Annotated in this window: 18 protein-coding genes; 10 read left to right on the top strand and 8 right to left on the bottom strand. The window is 48.7% G+C overall.

The annotated features are described in order from the left end of the window. Positions 1-6 precede the first annotated feature (6 nt). From ligA to JS578_09475, 5 genes are all read right to left on the bottom strand, one after another. On the bottom strand, positions 7-2007 hold the full coding sequence (gene ligA, locus JS578_09495) for an NAD-dependent DNA ligase LigA (GenBank protein ID QRX63109.1): 2001 nt from the start codon (positions 2005-2007) through the stop codon (positions 7-9). A gap of 12 nt (positions 2008-2019) precedes the next feature. Continuing rightward, positions 2020-3087 (bottom strand): hypothetical protein, encoded by a 1068-nt coding sequence (locus tag JS578_09490; protein QRX63108.1) that lies wholly within the window; start codon positions 3085-3087, stop codon positions 2020-2022. A gap of 39 nt (positions 3088-3126) precedes the next feature. Then, the gene (locus JS578_09485) at positions 3127-4398 is read right to left on the bottom strand and encodes an MATE family efflux transporter (GenBank protein ID QRX64978.1); all 1272 of its coding nucleotides are present in this window, start codon (positions 4396-4398) and stop codon (positions 3127-3129) included. 118 nt (positions 4399-4516) lie between these two features. Next, a complete protein-coding gene (locus JS578_09480) occupies positions 4517-4870 on the bottom strand; it encodes an aspartate 1-decarboxylase (GenBank protein ID QRX63107.1) in 354 nt (117 codons plus the stop codon). Between the two features lie 6 nt (positions 4871-4876). Next, complete coding sequence (locus tag JS578_09475; GenBank protein QRX63106.1) at positions 4877-5719, bottom strand: pantoate--beta-alanine ligase; 843 nt, start codon at positions 5717-5719, stop codon at positions 4877-4879. A 294-nt stretch (positions 5720-6013) separates the two neighbouring features. Here JS578_09475 and JS578_09470 point away from each other — a divergent pair, with 294 nt between their 5' ends. Both JS578_09470 and JS578_09465 read left to right on the top strand, forming a co-directional pair. After that, a complete protein-coding gene (locus tag JS578_09470) occupies positions 6014-6832 on the top strand; it encodes a glycogen/starch synthase (protein QRX63105.1) in 819 nt (272 codons plus the stop codon). Positions 6833-6978: 146 nt separating this feature from the next. Then, entirely contained in the window at positions 6979-8373 is a 1395-nt protein-coding gene (locus JS578_09465) for a DUF4270 domain-containing protein (protein QRX63104.1), read from the top strand. Positions 8374-8408: 35 nt separating this feature from the next. Here the strand turns inward: JS578_09465 and ruvB are convergent, their stop codons facing one another. Further along, positions 8409-9440 carry a Holliday junction branch migration DNA helicase RuvB gene (gene ruvB / locus JS578_09460; GenBank protein QRX63103.1) on the bottom strand — a complete coding sequence of 344 codons (1032 nt, stop codon included), beginning with the start codon at positions 9438-9440 and terminating at the stop codon, positions 8409-8411. Positions 9441-9466: 26 nt separating this feature from the next. Continuing rightward, positions 9467-10387 (bottom strand): tRNA epoxyqueuosine(34) reductase QueG, encoded by a 921-nt coding sequence (gene queG, locus JS578_09455; GenBank protein QRX63102.1) that lies wholly within the window; start codon positions 10385-10387, stop codon positions 9467-9469. Positions 10388-10545: 158 nt separating this feature from the next. Between queG and JS578_09450 the strand changes: the two genes are divergently transcribed. The 3 genes from JS578_09450 to JS578_09440 are packed head-to-tail and all read left to right on the top strand — an operon-like array spanning position 10546 to position 13789. Further along, the gene (locus tag JS578_09450) at positions 10546-11991 is read left to right on the top strand and encodes a lipopolysaccharide biosynthesis protein (GenBank protein QRX63101.1); all 1446 of its coding nucleotides are present in this window, start codon (positions 10546-10548) and stop codon (positions 11989-11991) included. 6 nt (positions 11992-11997) lie between these two features. Continuing rightward, entirely contained in the window at positions 11998-12894 is an 897-nt protein-coding gene (locus JS578_09445) for an FkbM family methyltransferase (GenBank protein QRX63100.1), read from the top strand. After that, positions 12884-13789 carry a glycosyltransferase family 2 protein gene (locus JS578_09440; GenBank protein ID QRX63099.1) on the top strand — a complete coding sequence of 302 codons (906 nt, stop codon included), beginning with the start codon at positions 12884-12886 and terminating at the stop codon, positions 13787-13789. Before JS578_09445 ends, JS578_09440 begins: the two co-directional genes overlap by 11 nt. On the opposite strand, the gene rnr is transcribed toward JS578_09440, so the two are convergent. Beyond that, a complete protein-coding gene (rnr, locus tag JS578_09435; protein ID QRX63098.1) occupies positions 13776-15920 on the bottom strand; it encodes a ribonuclease R in 2145 nt (714 codons plus the stop codon). The genes JS578_09440 and rnr overlap by 14 nt on opposite strands. 142 nt (positions 15921-16062) lie before the next feature. Between rnr and JS578_09430 the strand changes: the two genes are divergently transcribed. The 5 genes from JS578_09430 (at position 16063) to JS578_09410 (ending at position 21797) form a co-directional block, all read left to right on the top strand. Further along, positions 16063-17076, top strand: a complete 1014-nt coding sequence (locus JS578_09430) for an NAD(P)-dependent oxidoreductase (protein QRX63097.1) — start codon at positions 16063-16065, stop codon at positions 17074-17076. Positions 17077-17191: 115 nt separating this feature from the next. Then, positions 17192-17911: a 4-hydroxy-tetrahydrodipicolinate reductase gene (gene dapB, locus JS578_09425; GenBank protein ID QRX63096.1), complete on the top strand. Its 720-nt coding sequence runs from the start codon at positions 17192-17194 to the stop codon at positions 17909-17911. Between the two features lie 24 nt (positions 17912-17935). Beyond that, positions 17936-19405: a signal peptidase I gene (gene lepB / locus JS578_09420; GenBank protein ID QRX63095.1), complete on the top strand. Its 1470-nt coding sequence runs from the start codon at positions 17936-17938 to the stop codon at positions 19403-19405. Then, entirely contained in the window at positions 19402-20043 is a 642-nt protein-coding gene (locus tag JS578_09415) for a WbqC family protein (protein QRX63094.1), read from the top strand. Before lepB ends, JS578_09415 begins: the two co-directional genes overlap by 4 nt. A 239-nt stretch (positions 20044-20282) precedes the next feature. Then, a complete protein-coding gene (locus JS578_09410) occupies positions 20283-21797 on the top strand; it encodes a glutamate--tRNA ligase (GenBank protein QRX63093.1) in 1515 nt (504 codons plus the stop codon). Positions 21798-21813: the final 16 nt, after the last annotated feature.

Below are 21813 nucleotides of genomic sequence, written 5' to 3'. Positions count from 1 at the left end.
TCCCTGTCACGAACCAATCATCTGCAGGAAAGTCTGCTCGTCAATCACTTTCACCCCCAGCTTCGCTGCTTTCTCCAGCTTCGCCGGCCCCATGTTCTCTCCGGCAAGGATATAATCGGTTTTTTTGGATACCGATCCGCTGTTCTTACCACCGTGTTGCAGGATCATTGCCTTGTATTCATCACGCGAATGCAACGCAAATGTACCACTGATCACAATGGTCAATCCACTTAGCTTATCTGTTCTGCCGGCCAGCGTCTCCGCGCTGAGCGTAAACTGTAGCCCCACCTTGCGGAGTCGCTCAACAAACAAAAGGCTTTCCGGGTTTGCAAAATAGGCTGTTACACTTTGTGCGATACGATCACCTATCTCCTCCACAGCCGTCAGCTCCTCCTCTGTTGCCGCCATCAAACGCTCAATGTGCGGGAAAGCGTGTGCCAGCTTGCGTGCCACCGTCTCACCCACATAACGGATTCCAAGCGCGTGGAGTACCCGCTCATAGGGTACCGTTTTTGACTGTTCGATGCTTTGTAACAGATTTCGGGCACTGGTCTCACCCCACCGTTCAAGAACTGCCAGATCATCGAAACGGAGTAAGTAAAGATCGGCAGCATCATGGATCATCCCTTTGTCGTAAAGCAGTGAAATCGTCTCCGGTCCGATGGTGATGTCCATCGCCTTACGGGTCACGAAATGTTCGATGCGACCCTTGATTTGCGGGGGGCAGCCGGCACTGTTGGGGCAATAATGTACCGCCTCATCCTCGTTACGGACCAACAAACTGCCACACGCAGGGCAGTTACGTGTGAAAGTCACCTTGTCCCCCAACAGGAAGCGTGCATCTTTGTCCACACCTGTGATTTTGGGAATAATTTCACCCCCTTTTTCCACATAAACCTTGTCTCCAATGTGCAGGTCGAGGGCATGGATCGCATCTTCGTTATAGAGTGAGGCACGCTTAACGGTAGTGCCGGACAGCAATACCGGCTCCAGGTTAGCCACTGGCGTTACCGCACCTGTACGACCCACCTGCCAGGAAACTGACTCCAAGGTGGTTACCGCCTGCTCCGGGTTAAACTTATAGGCAATGGCCCAGCGGGGAAACTTGGAAGTGTAGCCCAGATTGCGCTGTTGCACCAGCGAATCGACCTTGATCACCACACCGTCGGTGGTCACCGGCAGTTGTCGCCGCTCATGGTCCCAGAAACGCAGGAAGTCGAACACCTCATCTAGCGTTTCACAGCGTTGCATGGCCGACGACACGTTGAGCCCCCAACCACGTGCCAGAGTCATATTCTCATAATGGCTTTCCGTTGGAAGCGATTCTCCCAGCATGTAATAGACAAACGACTGCAATCGGCGCGAAGCGACCAGACGTGAATCCTGCAGCTTCAGCGTACCGGAAGCTGCGTTCCGGGGGTTGGCAAAAAGAGGCTCTTCCTGTGCGGCCCGTTCACGGTTCAATTCATCGAATGAGCTCCAGGGCATCAGGATCTCACCCCGCATCTCCAGGTAGGGGGGGATCTCCGTTCCTCTCAGAATAAGTGGTACGTTGCGGATGGTACGCACGTTGGCGGTCACATCATCCCCTTTTTGTCCGTCTCCCCGCGTGACGGCACGAGTAAGCTTCCCTTCCTCATAAATCAGAGAGATGGAGGTGCCGTCATATTTCAGTTCACAAACGATTTCAAAATCTTCGTTCAGGCTTTTCTTTACCCGGTTGTAGAACTCTTTCACCTCATCTTCGGAATAGGTGTTTTGCAATGACAACATCGGATATCGATGCGCCACCTGCGTGAAACTCTTGTTGGTATCACTCCCCACCCTGACTGAGGGTGAGTTGGGGTCGGCATACTCCGGGTATTGGGCTTCCAGGTGAGTCAACTCGGCCATCAGCCGGTCGAACTCCTGATCTGAGATCTCCGGTTGTGACAGGACGTAGTAGTTGTAGTTGTGTTCATGCAACTGCTGACGCAGCGCTTCTATTTGTTGCCTGATCTGATCCATAACATGTGACGATTATTGAAAAAAACGCATCCAGGGATACTCACTGTTGCTGCGTTCCCCTGGCGTAAGGGTTCCGACCGTTACAGAGAGATTCAGTGCTTGTTGGAAGAACAATTCCCCCTCGCTGAAATGCAAATTGCAGTTGAGTCGTAGCTTCGTTCTCCCCGTTTCAATGAGACGAATATACCATTTGCTTTGCAGATAGCGGCTTCCCTGCAGGAATGGATTACCCCGGTAAAGCTGACTGCCATATCTCTCAAAAAGACGCATGCGGGGATCTCCCGCATAGAGGTTGTTCTCGGTGCCGAACCCCATGTATTCGGCATTGAATCGTGCAATAAAACCAATGGGGATATAAGTCTCCTCTGCCTTGCGGTCACGTTCCACACCTGCAAAGATACCTGCCGAAGCCATCACCTGAAAATTGCTTCCCCTGTCATACTGCAACCCCGCTGAAGCGATACCCTGGATCACCTCACTCACGCCGTAGCGTCCGTCGTTGGGGTAGTTGCCGGCAAGATGAAAGAGGTTGGATTGGAAATCAGCAAAAAAAAGGCCTTTGCTCGCTTTGCCGGAGAAACCCAGGAAGAAACTCTCACGTTCCTCGGCGGTAGAATAACCGGTCCAGTCCATCCAGGCGTTGAAAAAGTTAGTCTCCCTGCCGAACTGCCAGAAGAGACCCTGCATCAGCGGCATAAACTGATTCACCGAATCTCTGAAAAAAAAATCTGAGTAATTGGAGAGCACCTCCCTGCGGGGGAACGCACCGGCACGAAACTGCACCTTTTCGTTTTCATATTTGTAGTAGAGCGTGACCTCAGCCTTGTCAACAGCACGACGCATCCCCGGCATCTTCAGCAGGTTCACCCCAGCAACCAAGGTGTGGGAACTGTCCCATTCCACAACTCCCAGGGCGTTTAACCAGATACCCTGTAGGGTACGGGCATCGGCATATGGCGAAGGTTTATACTCCATATTATCGAAGAAGTAATCCATACCGGTACTCCAACGAAACTCCTGTGCGGGAGAAGTGAGCACCGAGAGGAGTAAAAAGGCAATGCAGAATATCCTTGATCCCATAACTAGCAACTTATTGGGAGATAAAGATAGTAAAAATGCTTAAATCTTGCGATCTTTCCATTTCCCGCTGCGGAGATAATAGAAAGAGAGGGTCATCAGGAAGATCCAGTAGACATGCTCGGTGGTCCAGGCAACAGCTACTGACAAACGGAGGAAGATAATCACCAGCCACATGTAGGCCAGGTAGAAGAACAGGGTGAAGATCTCGAAACCGAGAGCTGTACGGGTGTTGCCGGTACCGGAGACGGCACTGAAGAGCACTGTGCCCACACTGTAGAGGGGCAGTGACGAGATCAGCACGTAGAGCGGAACCACCGTATCGCTTATCAACGAGGGATCGTCAGTATAGATGTGTATCATGAGCCGCGGGAAGAGTGAGATCACCAAGATGACAAGTAACATCACGCCCATGCTAAGGAGTGAGATTCGTTTAACCAGCTGAAGCACTTCACTGTTCCTCCCGGCACCGATGGTGTTGCTCACCAACGTGCTGGTGGAGGACCCCAAAGCATGAGAGGGAATGGTGAAAATGGTGTAGAAACTGCGTACGATATTGGTTACCGCGAGCGATCGCTCACCCATATAGTTCTCGATGAAGAGAAAGAAAAGCATCCAGGTGCCCACCGATAAGAGGTATTGCACCATCATGAAGATGGAGATATCCAGTATCTTCTTGATCACCGGCCACTGAAAGCGTATTGTGGTGAAGCCATATTGGTGTGGATTGGCTGTCTTACGTGTATAGAGGATGAAAAAGATTGTGGATGCCATCTCTGCTATCACTGAAGCAATAGCTGCTCCGGCCATGCCCATTTCCGGCATACCCAGATTCCCGAAGATTAACCCATAGTCGAACACCACATTGACCAGCCCCATCACCACCGCATTGATGGTCAGTACTTTCGTACGTGCAATGCCGATATAGAAGGCACGAAACATCACGTTGGTAAAAGCAAAGAGAAGGCCGAAGACACGCCACACCATGTAGTCTGTAACCGCGCCTGCCACATCCTGCGATGCGAACATTGCCGGCAGCCAGTGAACCGCAGCGTAACGAAGCAGGGGAATCAGCAAGAGTGCCGGGATCAACAGGAAGAGGATCCCCTGGATCACAATCTCGCCGATCTTATGGTAGTTCCCCTCACCGTTGCGCCGCCCTATGAGGATTTGACTCCCCATACTGAAACCAAAGGCCAGGGTGTAGATGGCAATGTAAATGATCCCTGCCAGGGCAGACGCACCCAGCTCCACCTCCCCCACACGGCCGAGGAAGGCGGTATCAATCACCTGAATGATGTTCTGCGCCAGCAAGCTTAGCAGGATGGGTGAACTAACCTTTAGAATCTGTTTATTGCTGTACACTTTGTGGTTTCATAAAAAAACCGCCGATGTGATTCACTACCGGCGGCAGGTTCTTTGACTTCAAATGTTACCTGCGGATGTTGTTGGAGCCAGGCTCGAGGTTGATCACAGTGGGAACAAATGACTTTGCCTCTTCCAGCGGAAGGAGAGCATAACTCATGATGATGATCACATCCCCTACCTGTACCTTACGGGCTGCTGCGCCATTGAGACAAATGGTCCCTGATCCGCGTTCCCCGCGAATAATATAGGTCTCGAATCGCTCACCATTGTTGTTGTTCACTACCGCAACTTTCTCGTGCACAAACATTCCCGCGGCATCGATCAGATTCTCGTCGATGGTGATGCTACCCTCGTAATTGAGATTGGCATCGGTGACTGTTGCCTTGTGTATCTTTGATTTTAATGTCTCTACCCACATAACTTATTATCTGTAACTGATGTTGTCGATTAAACGCACTTCACCACAATAAACGGCGATGCAACCCACCGGCCAATCACTCTCACCCCAGGAGGCAAGAGGTTGGAGTGAATATCCGTCTACAATTTCGTAATATTCAACACGTAAACCGGGCACTTTGTTTATCTCCTGAACAACCCACGATGCAATTTCCTGTGGGGCACAGTCTCTCTTCTTTTGTAGGCTGTCACGCAAAACATGGTAAATACGAGAGGCCTGCTCCCGCTCCGGAAGCGACAAACGTTGATTGCGGCTGCTCATGGCCAATCCCGACTGCTCCCGCACGATGGGCACACCCACGATCTCCACCGGGATATGTAGCATTGCGGTCATCTCACGCACGATGGCCAGTTGTTGGAAATCTTTCTCTCCGAAATAGACTTTATCAGGCTGCACGAAGCTGAACAAGCGACTTACCACCTGGGCTACACCATTGAAATGACCGGGACGATAGCGACCTTCCATCACTTTGTCAAGCACTCCAAAATCGAATACCCTTCTGTCCGGCTCCGGATAAACCTCCTCTGCAGAAGGAGCAAACAGAAAGTCTACCCCCAACTCCTGCAACAATTGTTCATCTGCCTCCGGAGTACGGGGATAGAGCAGCAGATCATCACTGTTGTTGAACTGCGTGGGGTTCACAAAAAGGCTTACCACCGTACATTCATTCTCTGCAATGCTTTGCCGGATTAGTGTTGCATGACCTTCATGTAACGCCCCCATTGTAGGTACAAACCCTATAGAATCGCCCTTGCAGCGAATAGATTGCAGTGCCAGGTTGAGACCGGAAACAGTATGAATAACTTTCATTGATTATTTTGTTTCAGTCTGCAAAGCAACAAAATATTTGCCACATAGAGAAGAAATTTGCCTTCATTGAGAAAATAATTAGCTTTCTTTCACGGATTGTTGAAATATAAACCGTTGCATTGCTGATTTTGTGGCAATGAACAAGTAATCCATCGGCAAAAAAAGATTCAGAAAAACGCAATAAACCTGTTATAGTCCTATTATAGTGCTGATTATAAAATTGACATCTTTTTATTTTGTTATTGTCTGATTTTTTTTTATTATCTTTGTACTCAAATTTAGAGAATTAGCTCCATGTCCCAGAAAAAAATATTGTACATTACGCAGGAAATATACCCTTATCTCGACGAAACTCCCATCTCGAACACTTCACGCTTCTTACCACAAGCCATCCAGGAAAAAGGAAAAGAAATCAGAGCCTTTATGCCCAAGTACGGACCGATTAACGAACGCCGCAACCAATTGCACGAAGTGATCCGTCTCTCAGGGATGAACCTGATCATCGACGACTCCGACCATTCGCTGATCATCAAGGTGGCCTCGATTCAAGCGGCTCGAATGCAGGTCTACTTCATCGACAATGAAGACTATTTCCAAACCAAGGAACTACTGACCGACAAAGAAGGAGCAGAATATGAAGACAATGATGAAAGAAGTATTTTCTTCATTCGCGGTGTAATGGAAACCATCAAGAAGCTACGATGGGTGCCTGACGTAATTCACTGCCATGGTTGGTTTTCAGCGTTGGCCCCACTCTACATCAAAAAGGGTTATGCAGACGATCCCTGTTTTAGAAACAGCAAAGTGATTTGCTCACTCTATGACGAGTCGTTTTCCAGACCCTTCCAACCCGACTTTGCCGGCAAGCTGCGATATGACGGCATTGGAGACAAAGAGGTTGAAGCTGTAAAAGCGCTTGGCACGATTGATTACACCAAGCTGATGAAGCTGGCCATTGACTTTTCAGATGGCATCATCATGGGAAGCGATAAGGTTGACCCGGAACTAATCCGCTATGCAACCGACAAAGGCATTCAGCAACTCCCTTTCCAGAGCGACTTCGAACAGTACTCTGATGAGATCAATCGCTTTTACGATCAAATTGATGCATGATTCTCTTAAAAACCTTAATGAATTTCTTTTTTTAAATCGACGTAAGACAATTATCATTAAAAAATGAGAGAAAGCATTTGAACAGCTTTCATCTGAACCTTTTTTTTCTGATATTTGCGCCGTTGAAAAAAAATATTTTGGAGCCAATGAAACCCAACTCTTTATACAAGGTGCTGATTGTGGCCTTACTCTCTTTTATGGCACTCTCCTGTGACGACACACTCGATCAGGTGGGGTTCTCCATCCAACCGGGAATGGACTCACTCACAGTGGGTATCGACACTATGCATCTTAAAGCCCGTACCATTCAACTCGATTCAATTTTTGGCAGGACCAAATATCCAGTGCTGGGAGAATACCTGGATCCGGTTTTCGGATCTGTCAAATCAGAGTTTATGGGTGAATTTTACCTGCCTGAAGGATCAGAATTCAAACCGGGCGCTCACATTGATTCTGTGAGGGTTGTTGTATCATACACCAACATGATGGGTGATTCTCTGGCACCAATGGAATTGTCGGCATATGAGCTCAACCGATCACTCAAAGGGGTCAACAACTATACACACATCAATCCGGAAGAGTATGCTGAAATGTCAGCACCGCTGGGGAAGACAGTGTTTACAGGAAAGAACAACAATTATCACACAGAGTATTACAATTCTGGATACGGGAACACCGAGTCTTACAATGTGTACGACATCAGTGTGAATCTCCCCCTGACAATTGGTGAACGGTTTCTCAATGAATACAAAAAACCGGGTCATGGAAAGATGAGCGATTTGAACAGTTTCAGAGAGTTCTTTCCCGGTCTCTACTTTACAACCAGTTTCGGAAACAGTACCATTATAAACGTCAATTACACCACCTTCTACGTTCATTATCACTATACCGATGTAAAAGGCTCTTCGACCGGTCAGGATACTACCCGCACCGATGCAATGAGACTCTACATCACCCCTGATGTGACCCAGATCAACACCATTCGCAGCAATAACCAACAGTTGTTGGAAGAGAGTGACAGCCACACCTACGTGAAAAGTCCTGCCGGGGTAGTGACCGAGATCACCTTTCCCTTCAGCGATATAAATCAGGAATTAGAATCCAGGGCTCTCAACCTGGCCAATTTCTCTTTCAGCGCAATGCCTGAGGCAACGGAAGATCCGCTGGTAAAAATCTCTCCACCCGATTACCTGCTGTTGATCAACCGGGATTCGTTGGCAGGATTCTTCGAAAAGAATAAACTGCCGGACAATGTCACCAGTTTTCTCTCTGATAAGTTCGATGCTACCACTTACAGCTACGACTTTAACAACATCTCTGCAATGATGAACTACTACAACCGGACGATGGGAGAAAATCCAAAAGATTTGGTCTATTACCTGGTTCCGGTAGATGCAACCATCACCACCTCACAGCAGAGTTACTATTCTTCCGGTACCCAAACGCTAACAGACCTACAGAACCAGATGTGGCCCACGGCAGCCAAACTTGACAAAAGAGAGGGCAACCTGAAAATAGAATTGATATTCAGTAATTATTGAGATAATTTGTGAAAGCTGGCTGCTTTCGCCACAGATTAGAACAACTCTCCCTGCTCCCCCCTCTTCACTCTGCCCAAATGAATATAAGCCAATTCAGTCACCTCACGACCACGTGGGGTGCGCTTGATGAATCCCTCCTTGATTAAAAATGGTTCATATACTTCTTCAATGGTACCGGCATCATCCCCCACGGCGGTGGCGATGGTAGATATTCCCACTGGTCCACCATTGAATTTGTCAATGATCGTAAGCAGTATCTTGTTGTCGATTTCATCCAACCCATGCTTGTCAATGTAAAGTGCTTCGAGCGCATAGGTTGAGATGGCTCGATCGATGCGGCCGTTACCCTTCACCTGTGCAAAGTCACGCACCCTGCGCAGAAGGGCGTTGGCCACTCGCGGTGTACCGCGGCTGCGGGAGGCAATCTCCAATGCAGCATTCCGGTCGCACGCTATCTGCAGGATATCCGCAGATCGCAACACAATTCCAGTAAGTGTATCGATATCGTAATATTCAAGATGCATGTTGATGCCGAAGCGGGCACGCAGGGGACTGGTGAGCAGGCCACTGCGTGTGGTGGCACCCACCAGCGTGAAAGGATTGAGGTCTATCTGTATGGAGCGGGCGCTGGGTCCTTTGTCGATTACGATGTCGATGCGATAGTCTTCCATCGCACTGTAGAGATACTCCTCCACGACTGGTGAAAGACGATGTATCTCATCAATAAAAAGCACATCGTTGGGCTCCAGCGAAGTGAGAATACCTGCCAGATCTCCCGGCTTGTCGAGCACCGGTCCTGAGGAAACCCTGAAACCGACGCCCAGTTCATTGGCGATGATGCTCGAAAGGGTGGTCTTACCCAGTCCCGGAGGACCATGCAACAGCACGTGGTCGAGTGATTCACCCCGCATGCGGGCGGCGCTGACGAAGATCTTCAGGTTTTCTACGATCTTCTCCTGACCATTGAAGCCACTGAAAGTAAGCGGACGCAGTGTATTTTCCACCTCTCGCTCACTCTCCGGCAACGTACTTTTCGCCCGGATGTCAAATGATTCATCTGTTGTCATAATTGTGCTGCAAAATGCAAATGTAGCTATTTCCCACGACTTTTGGAAATGGCAATTGCGTTGCGTTTCAATCCGCTAAATTTGGCTCTTTTCACCGCCGAATGACGAAAGATGTGGCGCCAGCGATCCTCATCCATCTCCATGATTTGCTCCAAATCAAGTGTCAGAAAATCATCGGATGGCATGAACTCAGGTGTGCTGTGCGAGGTGGCCTCTCGATTCCAGGGACATACCTTCTGGCAGATGTCACAACCGTAGATGTTGTTTCGCAGATTAGGCAGGATACCGGGGTCAATCTCCCCCTTGTTTTCAATGGTTTGATAGGAGATGCATTTGGCAGCATTCAGTCGGTAGGGTTGCTCTATGGCGGCAGTGGGACAGGAACGGAGACAGCGGGTACAGTCGCCGCAGTTCTCGGTGACAGGTTCATCGTAATCGAGTTCCATATCGATGATTAATTCTCCAAGAAAAAAGTAAGAACCTTTGCCTGGAATGATCAGCAGTGTGTTCTTGCCAATGAACCCCAATCCTGCACGTGCAGCCCAGAAGCGCTCCAGGACGGGTGCCGAGTCGGAAAAACACCTCCCCGTAACTTCCGGATGACGCTCCCGGATCCACTCGAAAAGACGCCTAAGCTTCCCTCTAACCACCTCGTGGTAATCCTTACCATAGGCATAATAGGCGAATTGAGGTACCTTTCCCGGAAGCTTTACCGGTGGATAGTAATTCAGTGCAACAGAGATGATGGAACGCGCACCCTCCACCAGCAGACGGGGATCGAGTCGTTTGTCGATGTTACGCTCCATGTAACCCATATCTCCCTGCCAGTGATCATGCAGCCACTGCATATAACGATCCTCCTCACCACTGTCTGTGGCGCGGCAGATACCGGACACATCGAAGCCAAGCTGCAGCGCTTGCTGCTTTATCTCTTGTGAAAAAGTCATCCTCGCAAATGTACATCAAAAAACAAAAATAACCTTAAAGAAATTGGTGATTTCAAGAGGCATATTCCAGAATACAACAGCAACAAGGTTATGAATATTCCACATTTGTGAATTAAGTTGCGTATTTTTGCGGAGCAAACAGCTATTTTCACCCTCTGATGACGGAACCAACACTCAAACATAAGACCACAGTATCACTCTTCTGGAGTTTTCTGGATAAATTTGGGCAGCAGCTCATCTTTTTGGGTAGCAGTATCGTGCTGATGCGCATCCTTTCACCCTCTGAATATGGATTGATCGGAGCACTCACTATCTTTATTGCTTTCTCAGCATTACTGGTTGACAGCGGATTCAGTCGTGCTCTTCTCAACCGAAAGCATATCACTGCTGAAGAGTATAGTACCGTGTTCTATTTCAATCTGCTGTTCAGCGTGTTGCTTTATTTGTTGCTTTTCGCAGCAGCTCCCCGCATCGCACAACTCTTCCACGATCCCCGCATCATGTCTGTCTCCCGCATTCTCTTCCTATCACTCATCTTCAATGCCGCGGGTATGATCCAAATGACACTCCTCACCAAGAAAGCTGACTTCAGGGGAATCACACGTGTAAACCTGATGGCACAACTCATCGCCGTGATTGCTGCCATGGTGATGGCATTGAAAGGTTACGGTGTCTGGTCACTGGTAGCTCAGAACCTTCTTTTTGCCCTCTTCCGCACGATGTTTCTCTGGATTTACTCGCGGTGGTCACCACTGAGGCAGTTCAGCATGAAATTGCTTCGATCCTTTACCGGGCTGAGCTATAAGCTAGCCACCACATCACTTATCAACGCCATCTTTAACAATATATATCCCTCCATCATTGCCTTCTTCTATCCAAACGCGATGCATCAAGTGGGCTATTACAACCAGGCTCAGAAATATCAGGAGATACCTTTTGGCGTCCTCTCCAACACCTTCCGTTCCGTCTCAATGCTAATCCTCCCTGAAATTAACGACCAGACTGAAAGATTGCATCGTGTGGTGAGCAAAATGATGAAATCACTTGCTTTCTTGTCTTTCCCCATTGGATTCCTGATGATCCTGATTGCCGAGCCTACTTTCCTCTTTCTCTTCCAGGAGAAATGGTTGCCGGCTGTACCCTACTTCCGGATACTCACTCTTGCGGGTATCATCTCCCCCTTTGCTTTTGTCCTGAATGAGCTATTCATCGCCAGGGAAAAAGCCAACTATTTTCTCGGGGTAGAAATCATCAGGCGACTGATATTGGTATTCCTCATCGCAATGCTCTTTCACTACGGAATTATGGGGCTTGCAGCCAGCTGGGTAATCTATACCTATGTCACACTGATCATCACTCTCATCCTCTCCCAGAGACTGATCGGATACTCTTTATCAGCTTTTGCCGGCGATGTGCTCCCCTACATGCTGCTGGCGCTGATTAGTACTGGTGTAGCCTGGTTCTTAACCCGCAATATCGAGCACAACCTGCTCTTTATCTTTACCGGCAGCGGTATTGTAGCTATCCTCTACCTACTATTTTGTCGTCTCTTCAGGCTCGAGATGATCAAGGAGATCAAGGAGTGGATCATCACTCAAAAATGAGCTTTTATGAAAAATGCAACCAATACGCTGCGCTACAAAGTCATCTCCAGACTGAAAGCCTTTCAGACCTCTCAACAGTACAAATGGGCACGTAAAAAGGTGCTTACCCACTACCGAAAAAATCCACCCACGGATCCAGAGATTGAAAACGCAGTCGTATACCTTCTGCACCATCGCCTCTCCACCTTCTACGGCCACTTTCAGGAGAAATATCGATACCGGGATATCAATGTATTGCATGATTCCAAAAACGGTCTTCCATATGTGCTTACTGGAAATAAACGACTCTACTTCAAACGCTCACACAACAAACGCACCGTTCAACTGCTATATAACATGTTGCTCATTGAACAAGATTGGGAATCACCGCATTGCTACACTGATGAATCTTTTTATCCCCGTACCGGAGAGTTGCTGGCTGACGTGGGGTGTGCCGAGGGTTACTTCTCACTGCTGAACGTAGAGAGTCAACAACGAATCTTTCTTTTTGAACAGGACAACGGGTGGCTTGAAGCACTTGAGGCTACTTTTGCTCCATGGCAGGAAAAAGTGACCATTGTACCCCGATTTGTGGGCGAGAGCAACAGCGACCATCAGATTTCCCTCGACCACTTTTTTGAAGAGAAAGGAGTAAGACCCCACTTTTGTAAGATTGATGTGGAGGGTGCCGAAGCTTCTGTACTAAAAGGGATGAGCCGTCTCATCAACAATCATCCACTTCGGATCGCACTCTGTACCTACCATCATCAAGATGATTTTATACAGTTTACCCGTTTTTTCAACAATTTGGGGTTTCACCATTATCCCACTCCCGGCGTGATGGTCTTCCTGAATGATCTGAACAATTTCGCACCACCCTTTTTTCGTAAATGTATGATTAAAGCGACTTCACATGATGAGTGACACCCCCAACCCATCTCTCTGCGCCCTGATCGTCTCCTACAATTTCGAACCATGGATCGATCGCTGCCTGCACTCCCTGCGGGCCTCAACCCTGCGGGTCACGACAGTTGTGGTGGACAACGGCTCAGATGACCACACTTGTGAAATCATACGCTCACGTTTTCCCGAGGTAGTACTGATCAATAGCGGAGAGAACCTGGGATTCGGCAAGGCCAACAACATCGGTTTTCGATATGCACTGGAGAAAGGGTTTGACTATCTATTTTTAATGAACCAGGATGCACGCATCGAACCTGACACACTAACCCAGCTGGTGGCTGCTGCAGAAAGAGAGAAAGCTTACGGGATACTATCACCACTCCACCTCAACAGCAGAGGTGATGCTACTGACTTTGGTTTTGCAGAATATACGGGCATTCGTGACAGGAGGGATGCCGAACGGTTGCCGTCTGCAGTTACCGAATATAAATTTATCAATGCAGCACTTTGGCTAGTACCTGCCCGGATCATCCGTGAGGTAGGTGGCTTCGCCCCGCTCTTTGCACATTACGGTGAGGACCGTAATTTCGTACTGCGGATGCAAAAAAAGGGTTACCGGTTAGGATTGGTGAAAAATGCTGTAGGGTATCATGAGCGGGAGAACAGAGGACTGAGTAGAACTCAATTCTTCTACTCAGAATATGTCTACTTTCTCACGGAGGCTTCCAATCCCTATTACAACTTTATCAACGCGTTTGCATACAGCGTGCTTGCCGCCCTGAAAAAGGCCGGCAAGGCTCTTATTGCAGGTAAAGGCAGGGATGCAGCAGCCTACAACTCCATAGCACTGCGTCTGGTGAGTAAGTTGCGGGCTGCCAGTTACACCCGAAGAGAAGGATATCCTATGCAAAAGTGAAATCTAGCTGCTTGCGATCGAGGTTGGCACGTGCCACCTGTATTGAGACCGGTTGCCCGAGACGATATTCACGCTTGGAACGACGTCCCACCAGTCGGTAGTTCTTCTCATCCAGCTCATAAAAATCATCATCCAGCTCTCGGATGGGAATCATCCCCTCACACTTGTTCTCATTTATCTCAACGTAGAGTCCCCATTCGGTGATACCGGATATCACTCCGTCATACACCTTGCCGATCTTGTCCGACATAAACTCCACCTGCTTGTACTTAATTGAATCTCGTTCCGCGTTGGAAGCCACCTGCTCCATCTGTGAACAGTGCTTGCACTCCTCCTCAAGTTCTCCCTGATTCACACTCTTGCCACCAGCCAGGTAATGCTCCAGTAAACGGTGTACCATCATGTCGGGATAGCGGCGGATGGGTGATGTGAAGTGGGTATAGTAGTCAAAAGCCAGCCCGTAATGCCCCACATTCTTGGTTGAGTAGATCGCCTTCGACATTGTACGGATGGCAATTGTCTCGACCAGGTTCTCTTCGGGACGTCCCTGAACTTTGTCTAGAAGAGCGTTTATGCTTTTCGCCACCTCGGTCTTGCTGCCTTCTGGTTTGATCTTATGCCCGAAACGGAGGATGAAGTTATTGAGGGTATCCAACTTCTCCGGATCGGGAATGTCGTGGATGCGATAGACAAACGTTTGGGCTTTTTTGCCCTTAGGTACCCGCCCGATAGCTTCTGCCACAGCTTTATTTGCCAGCAACATAAACTCTTCAATCAGGTGGTTGGCCTCTTTTGACTCCTTGAAGTAGACACCTAGCGGTTTTCCTTTCTCATCGAGGTTGAATTTCACCTCATATCGTTCGAAGTTAATTGCTCCATCAGCAAAGCGGCGTTCGCGAAGCTGGATAGCCAGGTCGTTCATTTTCAATATCTCAGAGGAGAAATCACCTTTACCGGTCTCTATCACAGCCTGTGCATCCTCATAGGTGAGACGGCTATCCGACTTGATCACCGTGCGGACAATGCGCGACTTTTTGATTTCCGCCTTGTCGTTGAGGTTGAAGATAACAGAGAAGCAGAGCTTTTCTTCCTGTGGACGTAACGAACATAGCCCGTTACTGAGTCGTTCCGGCAACATCGGGATGGTGCGATCCACCAGATAGACCGAAGTAGCCCTATTCACTGCCTCACGATCCACCAAATCACCCGGCTTCACGTAATGTGTCACATCGGCGATATGAACTCCCACCTCCCACTCCCTGGGAGAAAGCTGTCGCAGTGAGAGTGCATCGTCAAAGTCCTTCGCATCCTTTGGGTCGATGGTGATGGTGAACACATCACGGAAATCCTCCCGTTTGGCGATCTCTTCCTGGCTAATCTTGTCGGAAATTGTCGCGGCATATTTCTCCACATCCGCCGGATACTTGTAGGGCAGATCGTACTGTGCCAGGATGGCATGCATCTCAGTATCGTTCTGTCCCGGCTTGCCCAGGACATCAATCACCTTACCCACAGGGTTGTTTGCCTTCTCAGGCCACTCAACAATCTCAACTACCACTTTATCACCGTTGCCGGCTCCATTGAGATCCTCCTTCGGGATAAAGATATCGTTGGAAAGATACTTGTTGTCCATTACCAGGAAAGCGAAGTGCTTCTGTACCTCCAACACCCCCACAAAGCGACTCTGAGTGTGTTGAAGAATTTCCACAACCGTTCCCTCTGTTTCGGCACGTTTGCGTTTGGCCAGCAACTGAACCCGTACACGGTCTCCGTTCATGGCATGCTTGCTGTTACGTTCGGGAATGTAGATGATGTTTGCATCATCGTCAGGCACAAAAAAGTTTTTACCGTTGCTTCTTCGCTCAAATCGACCCTCCAGCATCAAACCACGGTTGTTGATCCGGTACCTGCCACGGGAGGTCTCAAGCAGCATATCTTCATCGCGTAGCTTGTCGAGCACCTTCACCAACTGCCGCCGGCCCTCTTCGCCTCGCACGTTGATGGCTGCTGCTATCTGTTTGTAGTTGTATTGTTTATCGTTGTTTTCTGTAAGGAATTGTGTGACGGATGTAATCAGTTCTTTCTTCCTGGGTTTACTTTCAGTGGAAGAGGTGTTTGTTTTTCTGCTCATAATATCTCTATTGATTAATATAACTTAAACAAATGAGTCCGGTTTTAGTTAACGCAAGGTAATAAAAAAAACAATCTGAATGCTTAAGATAGGGCGTTTTCATGAAGATATCCTTATTTTTGTAGAAGAGAAATGATTCACAATGGACAAAAAAAGAATACTCATCACCGGCGCCAGCGGTTTTATCGGCAGCACCATCGTCGACAAGGCTCTCGAGCTGGGACATGAGACCTGGGCGGGCATTCGCTCTGGAAGCAGCCTTCAATACCTACAGGATGAACGAATCAAATTCATCGACCTCCAATATGATGATTCAAGGATGCTTACCCAACAACTGCGGGGACAAGTGGAACATGTTGGTCCTTTCGATGCTGTAATCCATGTTGCCGGTCTCACCAAGGCACGACGGAATGAGGAGTTTGACAGGGTGAACTACCAATACACCCGCAACCTGGCAGAAGCACTTCAAGCAGCAGATGCACTTTCAGGCACCTTCATACTGCTCAGCTCACTCAGTGTCATGGGACCCGGAGATGAAAAGGGGTACACCCCTTTCAGTGTTGAAAGTGTACCCAATCCCAACACGGCATATGGCAGAAGCAAGCTTAAGGCGGAACAATTCCTGTTCAACCAGAAGAATATCCCTTGGTTGATCATCCGTCCAACAGGTGTTTACGGACCACGCGACAAGGATTACCTGATCCTTATGAAAGCGGTACAAAATGGCCTTGATGTGGGTGTGGGTTTCCGTAAACAGCTGCTCACCTTCATCCACAGCAAGGATCTGGCAGGGGTGATCTTCAATCTCCTGGCAAAAGGGATCCAAAACAAAAAATATTTTTTGGCCGATGGTGACAGCTATACTGACTCACAATTTAATGCCATCGTAAAGGAGGCACTCGGAAAGAAAAGGGTAACCCGTCTGAAGATACCGCTCTGGTTGACAAAGCAAGCTGCCTGTGTGAACGGAGGTTTGTCTGCTCTGTTGGGAAGAACTACTGCTTTTAACAGTGACAAGTTCCTGATCATGAAACAGCGCAACTGGAGTTGCGATATAACCCCTCTGAAAGAGGATATCAATTTCACCCCTCGCTGGAAACTGAAAGAGGGGGTAGAAATGACAGTCGCCTGGTATCGCAATGAGGGATGGCTTTAATCGCTGCAAGCAGCGGTTGGTGATTTTATGAGTGATAGCACATTCAGTAACTATTTATTTTGTACTTTTGTTGGTTACATAACCTGTCATAGGCAGGTAGATAGAAAATAAAATAATGAAAATAGCATTGATTGGATACGGGAAGATGGGACATGAAATTGAACGCATCGCCCGGGAGAGAGGACATGAGATTGTATGCACAATTGATATAGGAGAAGAGGATAAATTCACTTCACCCGCATTTGCGAGTGCCGAGGTGGCAATAGAATTCACCTCACCGCAGAGCGCCCTTCACAACTACAGGAGAGCATTCGCAGCCGGGGTACCTGTTGTATCGGGCACCACTGGATGGCTGGAACACATGGATGAAATCAGGGAGGAGTGCAACAAAAACGGAAAGACCTTCTTCTACGCATCCAACTTTAGTCTTGGTGTCAATATCTTCTTCGCACTGAGCAACTATCTGGCAAAGATCATGAACCGGTTCACAGATTATGAGATACGGATGGAGGAGACACACCACATCCACAAGCTGGACGCTCCAAGCGGCACTGCCATCACCCTGGCCGAGGGAATCATCGAACAGGTGGAACGAAAGGAGAAGTGGGTACTGGGTGAGAAAGGCACATCAGGTGAACTCACAATAGACGCCTTTCGAGAAGGGGAAGTACCAGGCATCCACACCGTCATCTATGAATCGGCAAGTGACACCATCCGCATCACACATGATGCGAAGAATCGCTCCGGATTTGCGTTGGGAGCAGTGCTGGCTGCCGAGTTCACCAAAGGCAGGAAGGGACTCCTCGGCATGAAAGACATGCTGGGTTCGTTATAAACAGATATTGTAAGAATTGACGCTATGACATTCAAACAACGTGTTTCATCGGCAACACAACATCAATGGTTTTGGTTTGCCGTCTGGGTCGCTGCAACACTGCTATTCTCACTCTGGGCAGGATCACCTTGGATACTACTGTTCACACTACTCTTCTTCGACATCTACATCACCAAGTTCATCCCCTGGTCCTTCTGGAAGAAATCGAAGAACGAACCATTCCGCAAGACCATGGAATGGGTGGATGCAATCCTCTTCGCGTTGGTGGCGGTCTATTTCATCAACACCTTCTTCTTCCAGAACTATCAGATACCCACCTCCTCGTTGGAAAAATCACTACTGGTAGGTGATTTCCTGGCGGTGAGCAAACTAAGCTATGGCCCACGCGCTCCCATCACACCACTCTCTTTTCCGCTGGCACAACACACCATGCCGGTGGTGGGCGGCAAGTCATACATCGAGAAGCCGCAATGGAAATACAAACGACTGAAAGGGTTTGGCAAAGTGGAACGAAACGATATCGTGGTCTTCAACTTCCCTACCGGTGACACGGTGGCTCTCAACATGCAGGGAGTTGACTTCTACACTCTCTCGAAGCTAAATGCCAATGGCAGCAGCGGTGTGCGATCAGACCGGCGCACCTATGGAGAAATCGTCTACCGCCCGGTGGACCGGAGGGAGAACTACGTGAAGCGCTGCATCGGGCTGCCGGGAGAGACCATTTCTTTGAGCAATGACAGTGTTTTCATCGACGGCAACTATCTGCCTAACCCACGCTATTCCCAACACAACTATATGATTCACACCGACGGTACCACAATTGCCAGTGAGGTATTCGAAGAGCTGGGCATCAACAAGGCTGACTATGAAACGCAGAACAACTACGGACAGGTGGTCACACGCTCACAGGATCTGACAGGGGTGGACAGTTTAAACCTGGCCATGTTCGGTTTGCAGCCCCGTAACGGGAACAACGGACGTATCTATTTCAGCATTCCCCTCACAGAGGAGATGGTAGCCGGATTAAAAGCCAAGCCGTTTGTGTGGAAGATCATCAAAGAGAAAGAACAGCCTGGTATGAGTTACTATTATCCCCTCAGCTACAACAGTGGCTGGTCGCGCGACACGTTCGGTCCCCTCTGGATTCCCAAGAAGGGGGAGACGATCACCTTCAACGACAACCTGCCTTTCAAGGTGGCGGCATACGAACGCTGCATCAAGAACTATGAAGGGAATGACTTTGAATATCGTGACGGAAAGGTGTTTATCAACGGCGAAGAAGCTGACTCCTACACCTTCCGGTTCGATTATTACTTCATGATGGGCGACAACCGCCACAACTCAGCCGACTCCCGGGTATGGGGGTTCGTTCCGGAAGATCACATCGTGGGTAAGCCAATGCTTATCTGGTTATCACTGGAAAAAGACAAGGGATGGTTCAACGGGAAGATACGCTGGAACAGGCTGTTCCGTAGCGCAAGTGTTCCGGCATGAGCAATGGAATAGCACATCACACGGTGCTGCTCTCCTCCTGCTATCTTGCACCTGTCACCTACTATGCATTGCTTTTCAATGCTGAAAATGCAACAATAGAAGTCTGCGATCACTACCAGAAACAGAGCTATCGAAACCGTTGTCACATTGCCGGTGCCAACGGGATACTTCCCTTGAGCATACCGGTTGAAAAAAACTCCGGCAACAAGTGCACCATGCGTGATATTCGGATTGCCGACCACGGGAATTGGCAGCATTTGCACTGGAACGCCATCTTGTCGGCATACCGATCTACACCCTTCTTTCAATATTATGAAGACGAATTTCGTCTCTATTATGAGAAGAGGTTCTCTTTTCTGCATGACTTTAACGAAGGGTTGCGTCAGCTGATCGGTCGGTTGATCAGTATTGAAACTACAGTTTCCTACACCTCAGCATATGTGAATGATCCTCCCAATGGGATGATGGATTACAGGGAGCTGATACATCCAAAAAGACCCTCCCCTTACCAAATACCTTATTATTACCAAGTGTTTGCTGACAATAGTGGCTTGATGCATGACCTGAGTATCATAGACCTGCTGTTCAACATGGGGAACGAAACAAGACTGATTCTCAGAAGGATGAAAGTAGACTGATTCACAAAGAATCATGCCTCGTGGCTGATGGTTTGTCTTGATAAAAAAAAGTTATTTGGTTGCATGGGATTCGTTATCAGTGAACAGCCTTCACATTTTTGAGCAACAGAAGCTGTATGACCGGAGCTTTTTCCCTATCTTTGCAGATTGTAAAAAAACAAGGTTTTAAATAAAACGCCCCATACACCAACACCCTCTGATTAAGGGTTGTTTGGATCAACAAAAGAGAGAATATTAAGATGCAACAAAAACCAAGAGTACGTTTTGCTCCCAGCCCCACCGGGCCACTACATATTGGCGGTGTACGCACTGCCCTCTACAACTACCTGTTCGCACGACAACAGGGAGGCTCCTTCATTCTACGCATTGAAGATACAGACTCTACACGTTTTGTACCGGGTGCCGAGGAGTATATCCAGGAGACTTTCGACTGGTTGGGACTCTCTTTCGATGAAAGTCCGCGGCAGGGAGGGAACTACGGCCCCTACAAACAGTCACAACGAAAGGAGATCTACAAGGAGTATGTGCACCGGCTTCTGGAAGCAGGGGAAGCCTATATCGCTTTCGACTCACCCGAAGAACTTGAATCACAACGTGCAGAAAAAGCAAACTTCCAGTATGATGCTTCAACCCGCATGAAGATGCGCAACAGCCTCACCCTCACAAAAGAAGAGACCAACCGCCTGATACAAAGCAAGGCACAGTATGTGGTACGCATCAAGATTGAACCGGGACAGGAGATTGTTGTGCACGACCTGATTCGCGGTAGAGTGGTGATCAACTCATCGGTGCTCGACGACAAGGTGATTTACAAGTCGGCCGATGAGCTTCCCACTTACCACCTGGCCAACGTGGTTGACGACCACCTGATGAAAATCACCCATGTGATTCGCGGTGAGGAGTGGCTTCCATCCGCGCCTCTGCACGTATGGCTTTACCGGAGTCTCGGTTGGGAAAAAAGCATGCCCCAATTCGCACACCTGCCTCTGTTGCTTAAACCGGAGGGCAATGGCAAACTGAGTAAACGAGACGGTGATCGCCTCGGCTTCCCCGTATTTCCGCTGGAATGGCAAGACCCCCAGAGCGGCGATCGCTCCTCCGGATTTCGCGAGAGTGGCTACTTACCCGAAGCGGTGATTAACTTCCTTGCATTCCTAGGATGGAACCCCGGCACGGAACAGGAAATATTCTCTCTCGAGGAGCTTACACACGCCTTCACGTTTGAACGGTGTAGCAAGAGCGGTGCCCGCTTCGATCTGGAGAAAGCAAAATGGTTTAACCACCAATACATCCTCAACTTGCCCAACAACATGTTGGCAGAGATCTTCATGTCTGAATTGAATCAGCGGGGCATCAACGCTCCGAAGGAGATGATTGTACAAGTGGCAGGCATCGTGAAAGAGCGCGTTCACTTCGCACACGAGTTGTGGGATCAGTCATCCTATTTTTTCGAGGCACCCGTGAGCTACGATGAGAAAACGGTGCGCAAACGGTGGAAAGAGGAGACTCCTGCACAGATGAATGAGTTGGCAGCCATGCTCGAAGCGATGGATGACTTCTCTGCTGATGCACAGGAGTCAATTGTGATGGATTGGATCCAGCGCAACAACTACCACACCGGAAATGTGATGAACGCTTTCCGTCTGGCGGTGGTAGGTGCCGGAAAAGGCCCTCACATGTTCCTGATTACGGAACTGATTGGCAAAGATGAAACAGTTCGCAGGCTTCGCCGGGCAGTAGAAAATATTGCATAGAGATCGGGAAACCTTA

The organism is Dysgonomonadaceae bacterium zrk40, from assembly GCA_016916535.1.
In the GTDB taxonomy this organism is placed as follows: Bacteria; Bacteroidota; Bacteroidia; order Bacteroidales; family Dysgonomonadaceae; genus Proteiniphilum.
The sequence above is the reverse complement of the archived record's forward strand: the minus strand, read 5'-3'. Positions and strand labels throughout refer to the sequence as shown.

Coding starts and splice junctions, on each gene's coding strand:
- JS578_09465 (QRX63104.1), top strand. CDS start 6,979: ATGAAACCCAACTCTTTATACAAGGTGCTGATTGTGGCCTTACTCTCT.
- ligA (QRX63109.1), bottom strand. CDS start 2,007: ATGGATCAGATCAGGCAACAAATAGAAGCGCTGCGTCAGCAGTTGCAT.
- JS578_09470 (QRX63105.1), top strand. CDS start 6,014: ATGTCCCAGAAAAAAATATTGTACATTACGCAGGAAATATACCCTTAT.
- dapB (QRX63096.1), top strand. CDS start 17,192: ATGAAAATAGCATTGATTGGATACGGGAAGATGGGACATGAAATTGAA.
- JS578_09450 (QRX63101.1), top strand. CDS start 10,546: ATGACGGAACCAACACTCAAACATAAGACCACAGTATCACTCTTCTGG.
- JS578_09480 (QRX63107.1), bottom strand. CDS start 4,870: ATGTGGGTAGAGACATTAAAATCAAAGATACACAAGGCAACAGTCACC.
- JS578_09410 (QRX63093.1), top strand. CDS start 20,283: ATGCAACAAAAACCAAGAGTACGTTTTGCTCCCAGCCCCACCGGGCCA.
- JS578_09430 (QRX63097.1), top strand. CDS start 16,063: ATGGACAAAAAAAGAATACTCATCACCGGCGCCAGCGGTTTTATCGGC.
- JS578_09440 (QRX63099.1), top strand. CDS start 12,884: ATGATGAGTGACACCCCCAACCCATCTCTCTGCGCCCTGATCGTCTCC.
- JS578_09490 (QRX63108.1), bottom strand. CDS start 3,087: ATGGGATCAAGGATATTCTGCATTGCCTTTTTACTCCTCTCGGTGCTC.
- JS578_09415 (QRX63094.1), top strand. CDS start 19,402: ATGAGCAATGGAATAGCACATCACACGGTGCTGCTCTCCTCCTGCTAT.
- JS578_09445 (QRX63100.1), top strand. CDS start 11,998: ATGAAAAATGCAACCAATACGCTGCGCTACAAAGTCATCTCCAGACTG.
- ruvB (QRX63103.1), bottom strand. CDS start 9,440: ATGACAACAGATGAATCATTTGACATCCGGGCGAAAAGTACGTTGCCG.
- JS578_09475 (QRX63106.1), bottom strand. CDS start 5,719: ATGAAAGTTATTCATACTGTTTCCGGTCTCAACCTGGCACTGCAATCT.
- lepB (QRX63095.1), top strand. CDS start 17,936: ATGACATTCAAACAACGTGTTTCATCGGCAACACAACATCAATGGTTT.
- rnr (QRX63098.1), bottom strand. CDS start 15,920: ATGAGCAGAAAAACAAACACCTCTTCCACTGAAAGTAAACCCAGGAAG.
- queG (QRX63102.1), bottom strand. CDS start 10,387: ATGACTTTTTCACAAGAGATAAAGCAGCAAGCGCTGCAGCTTGGCTTC.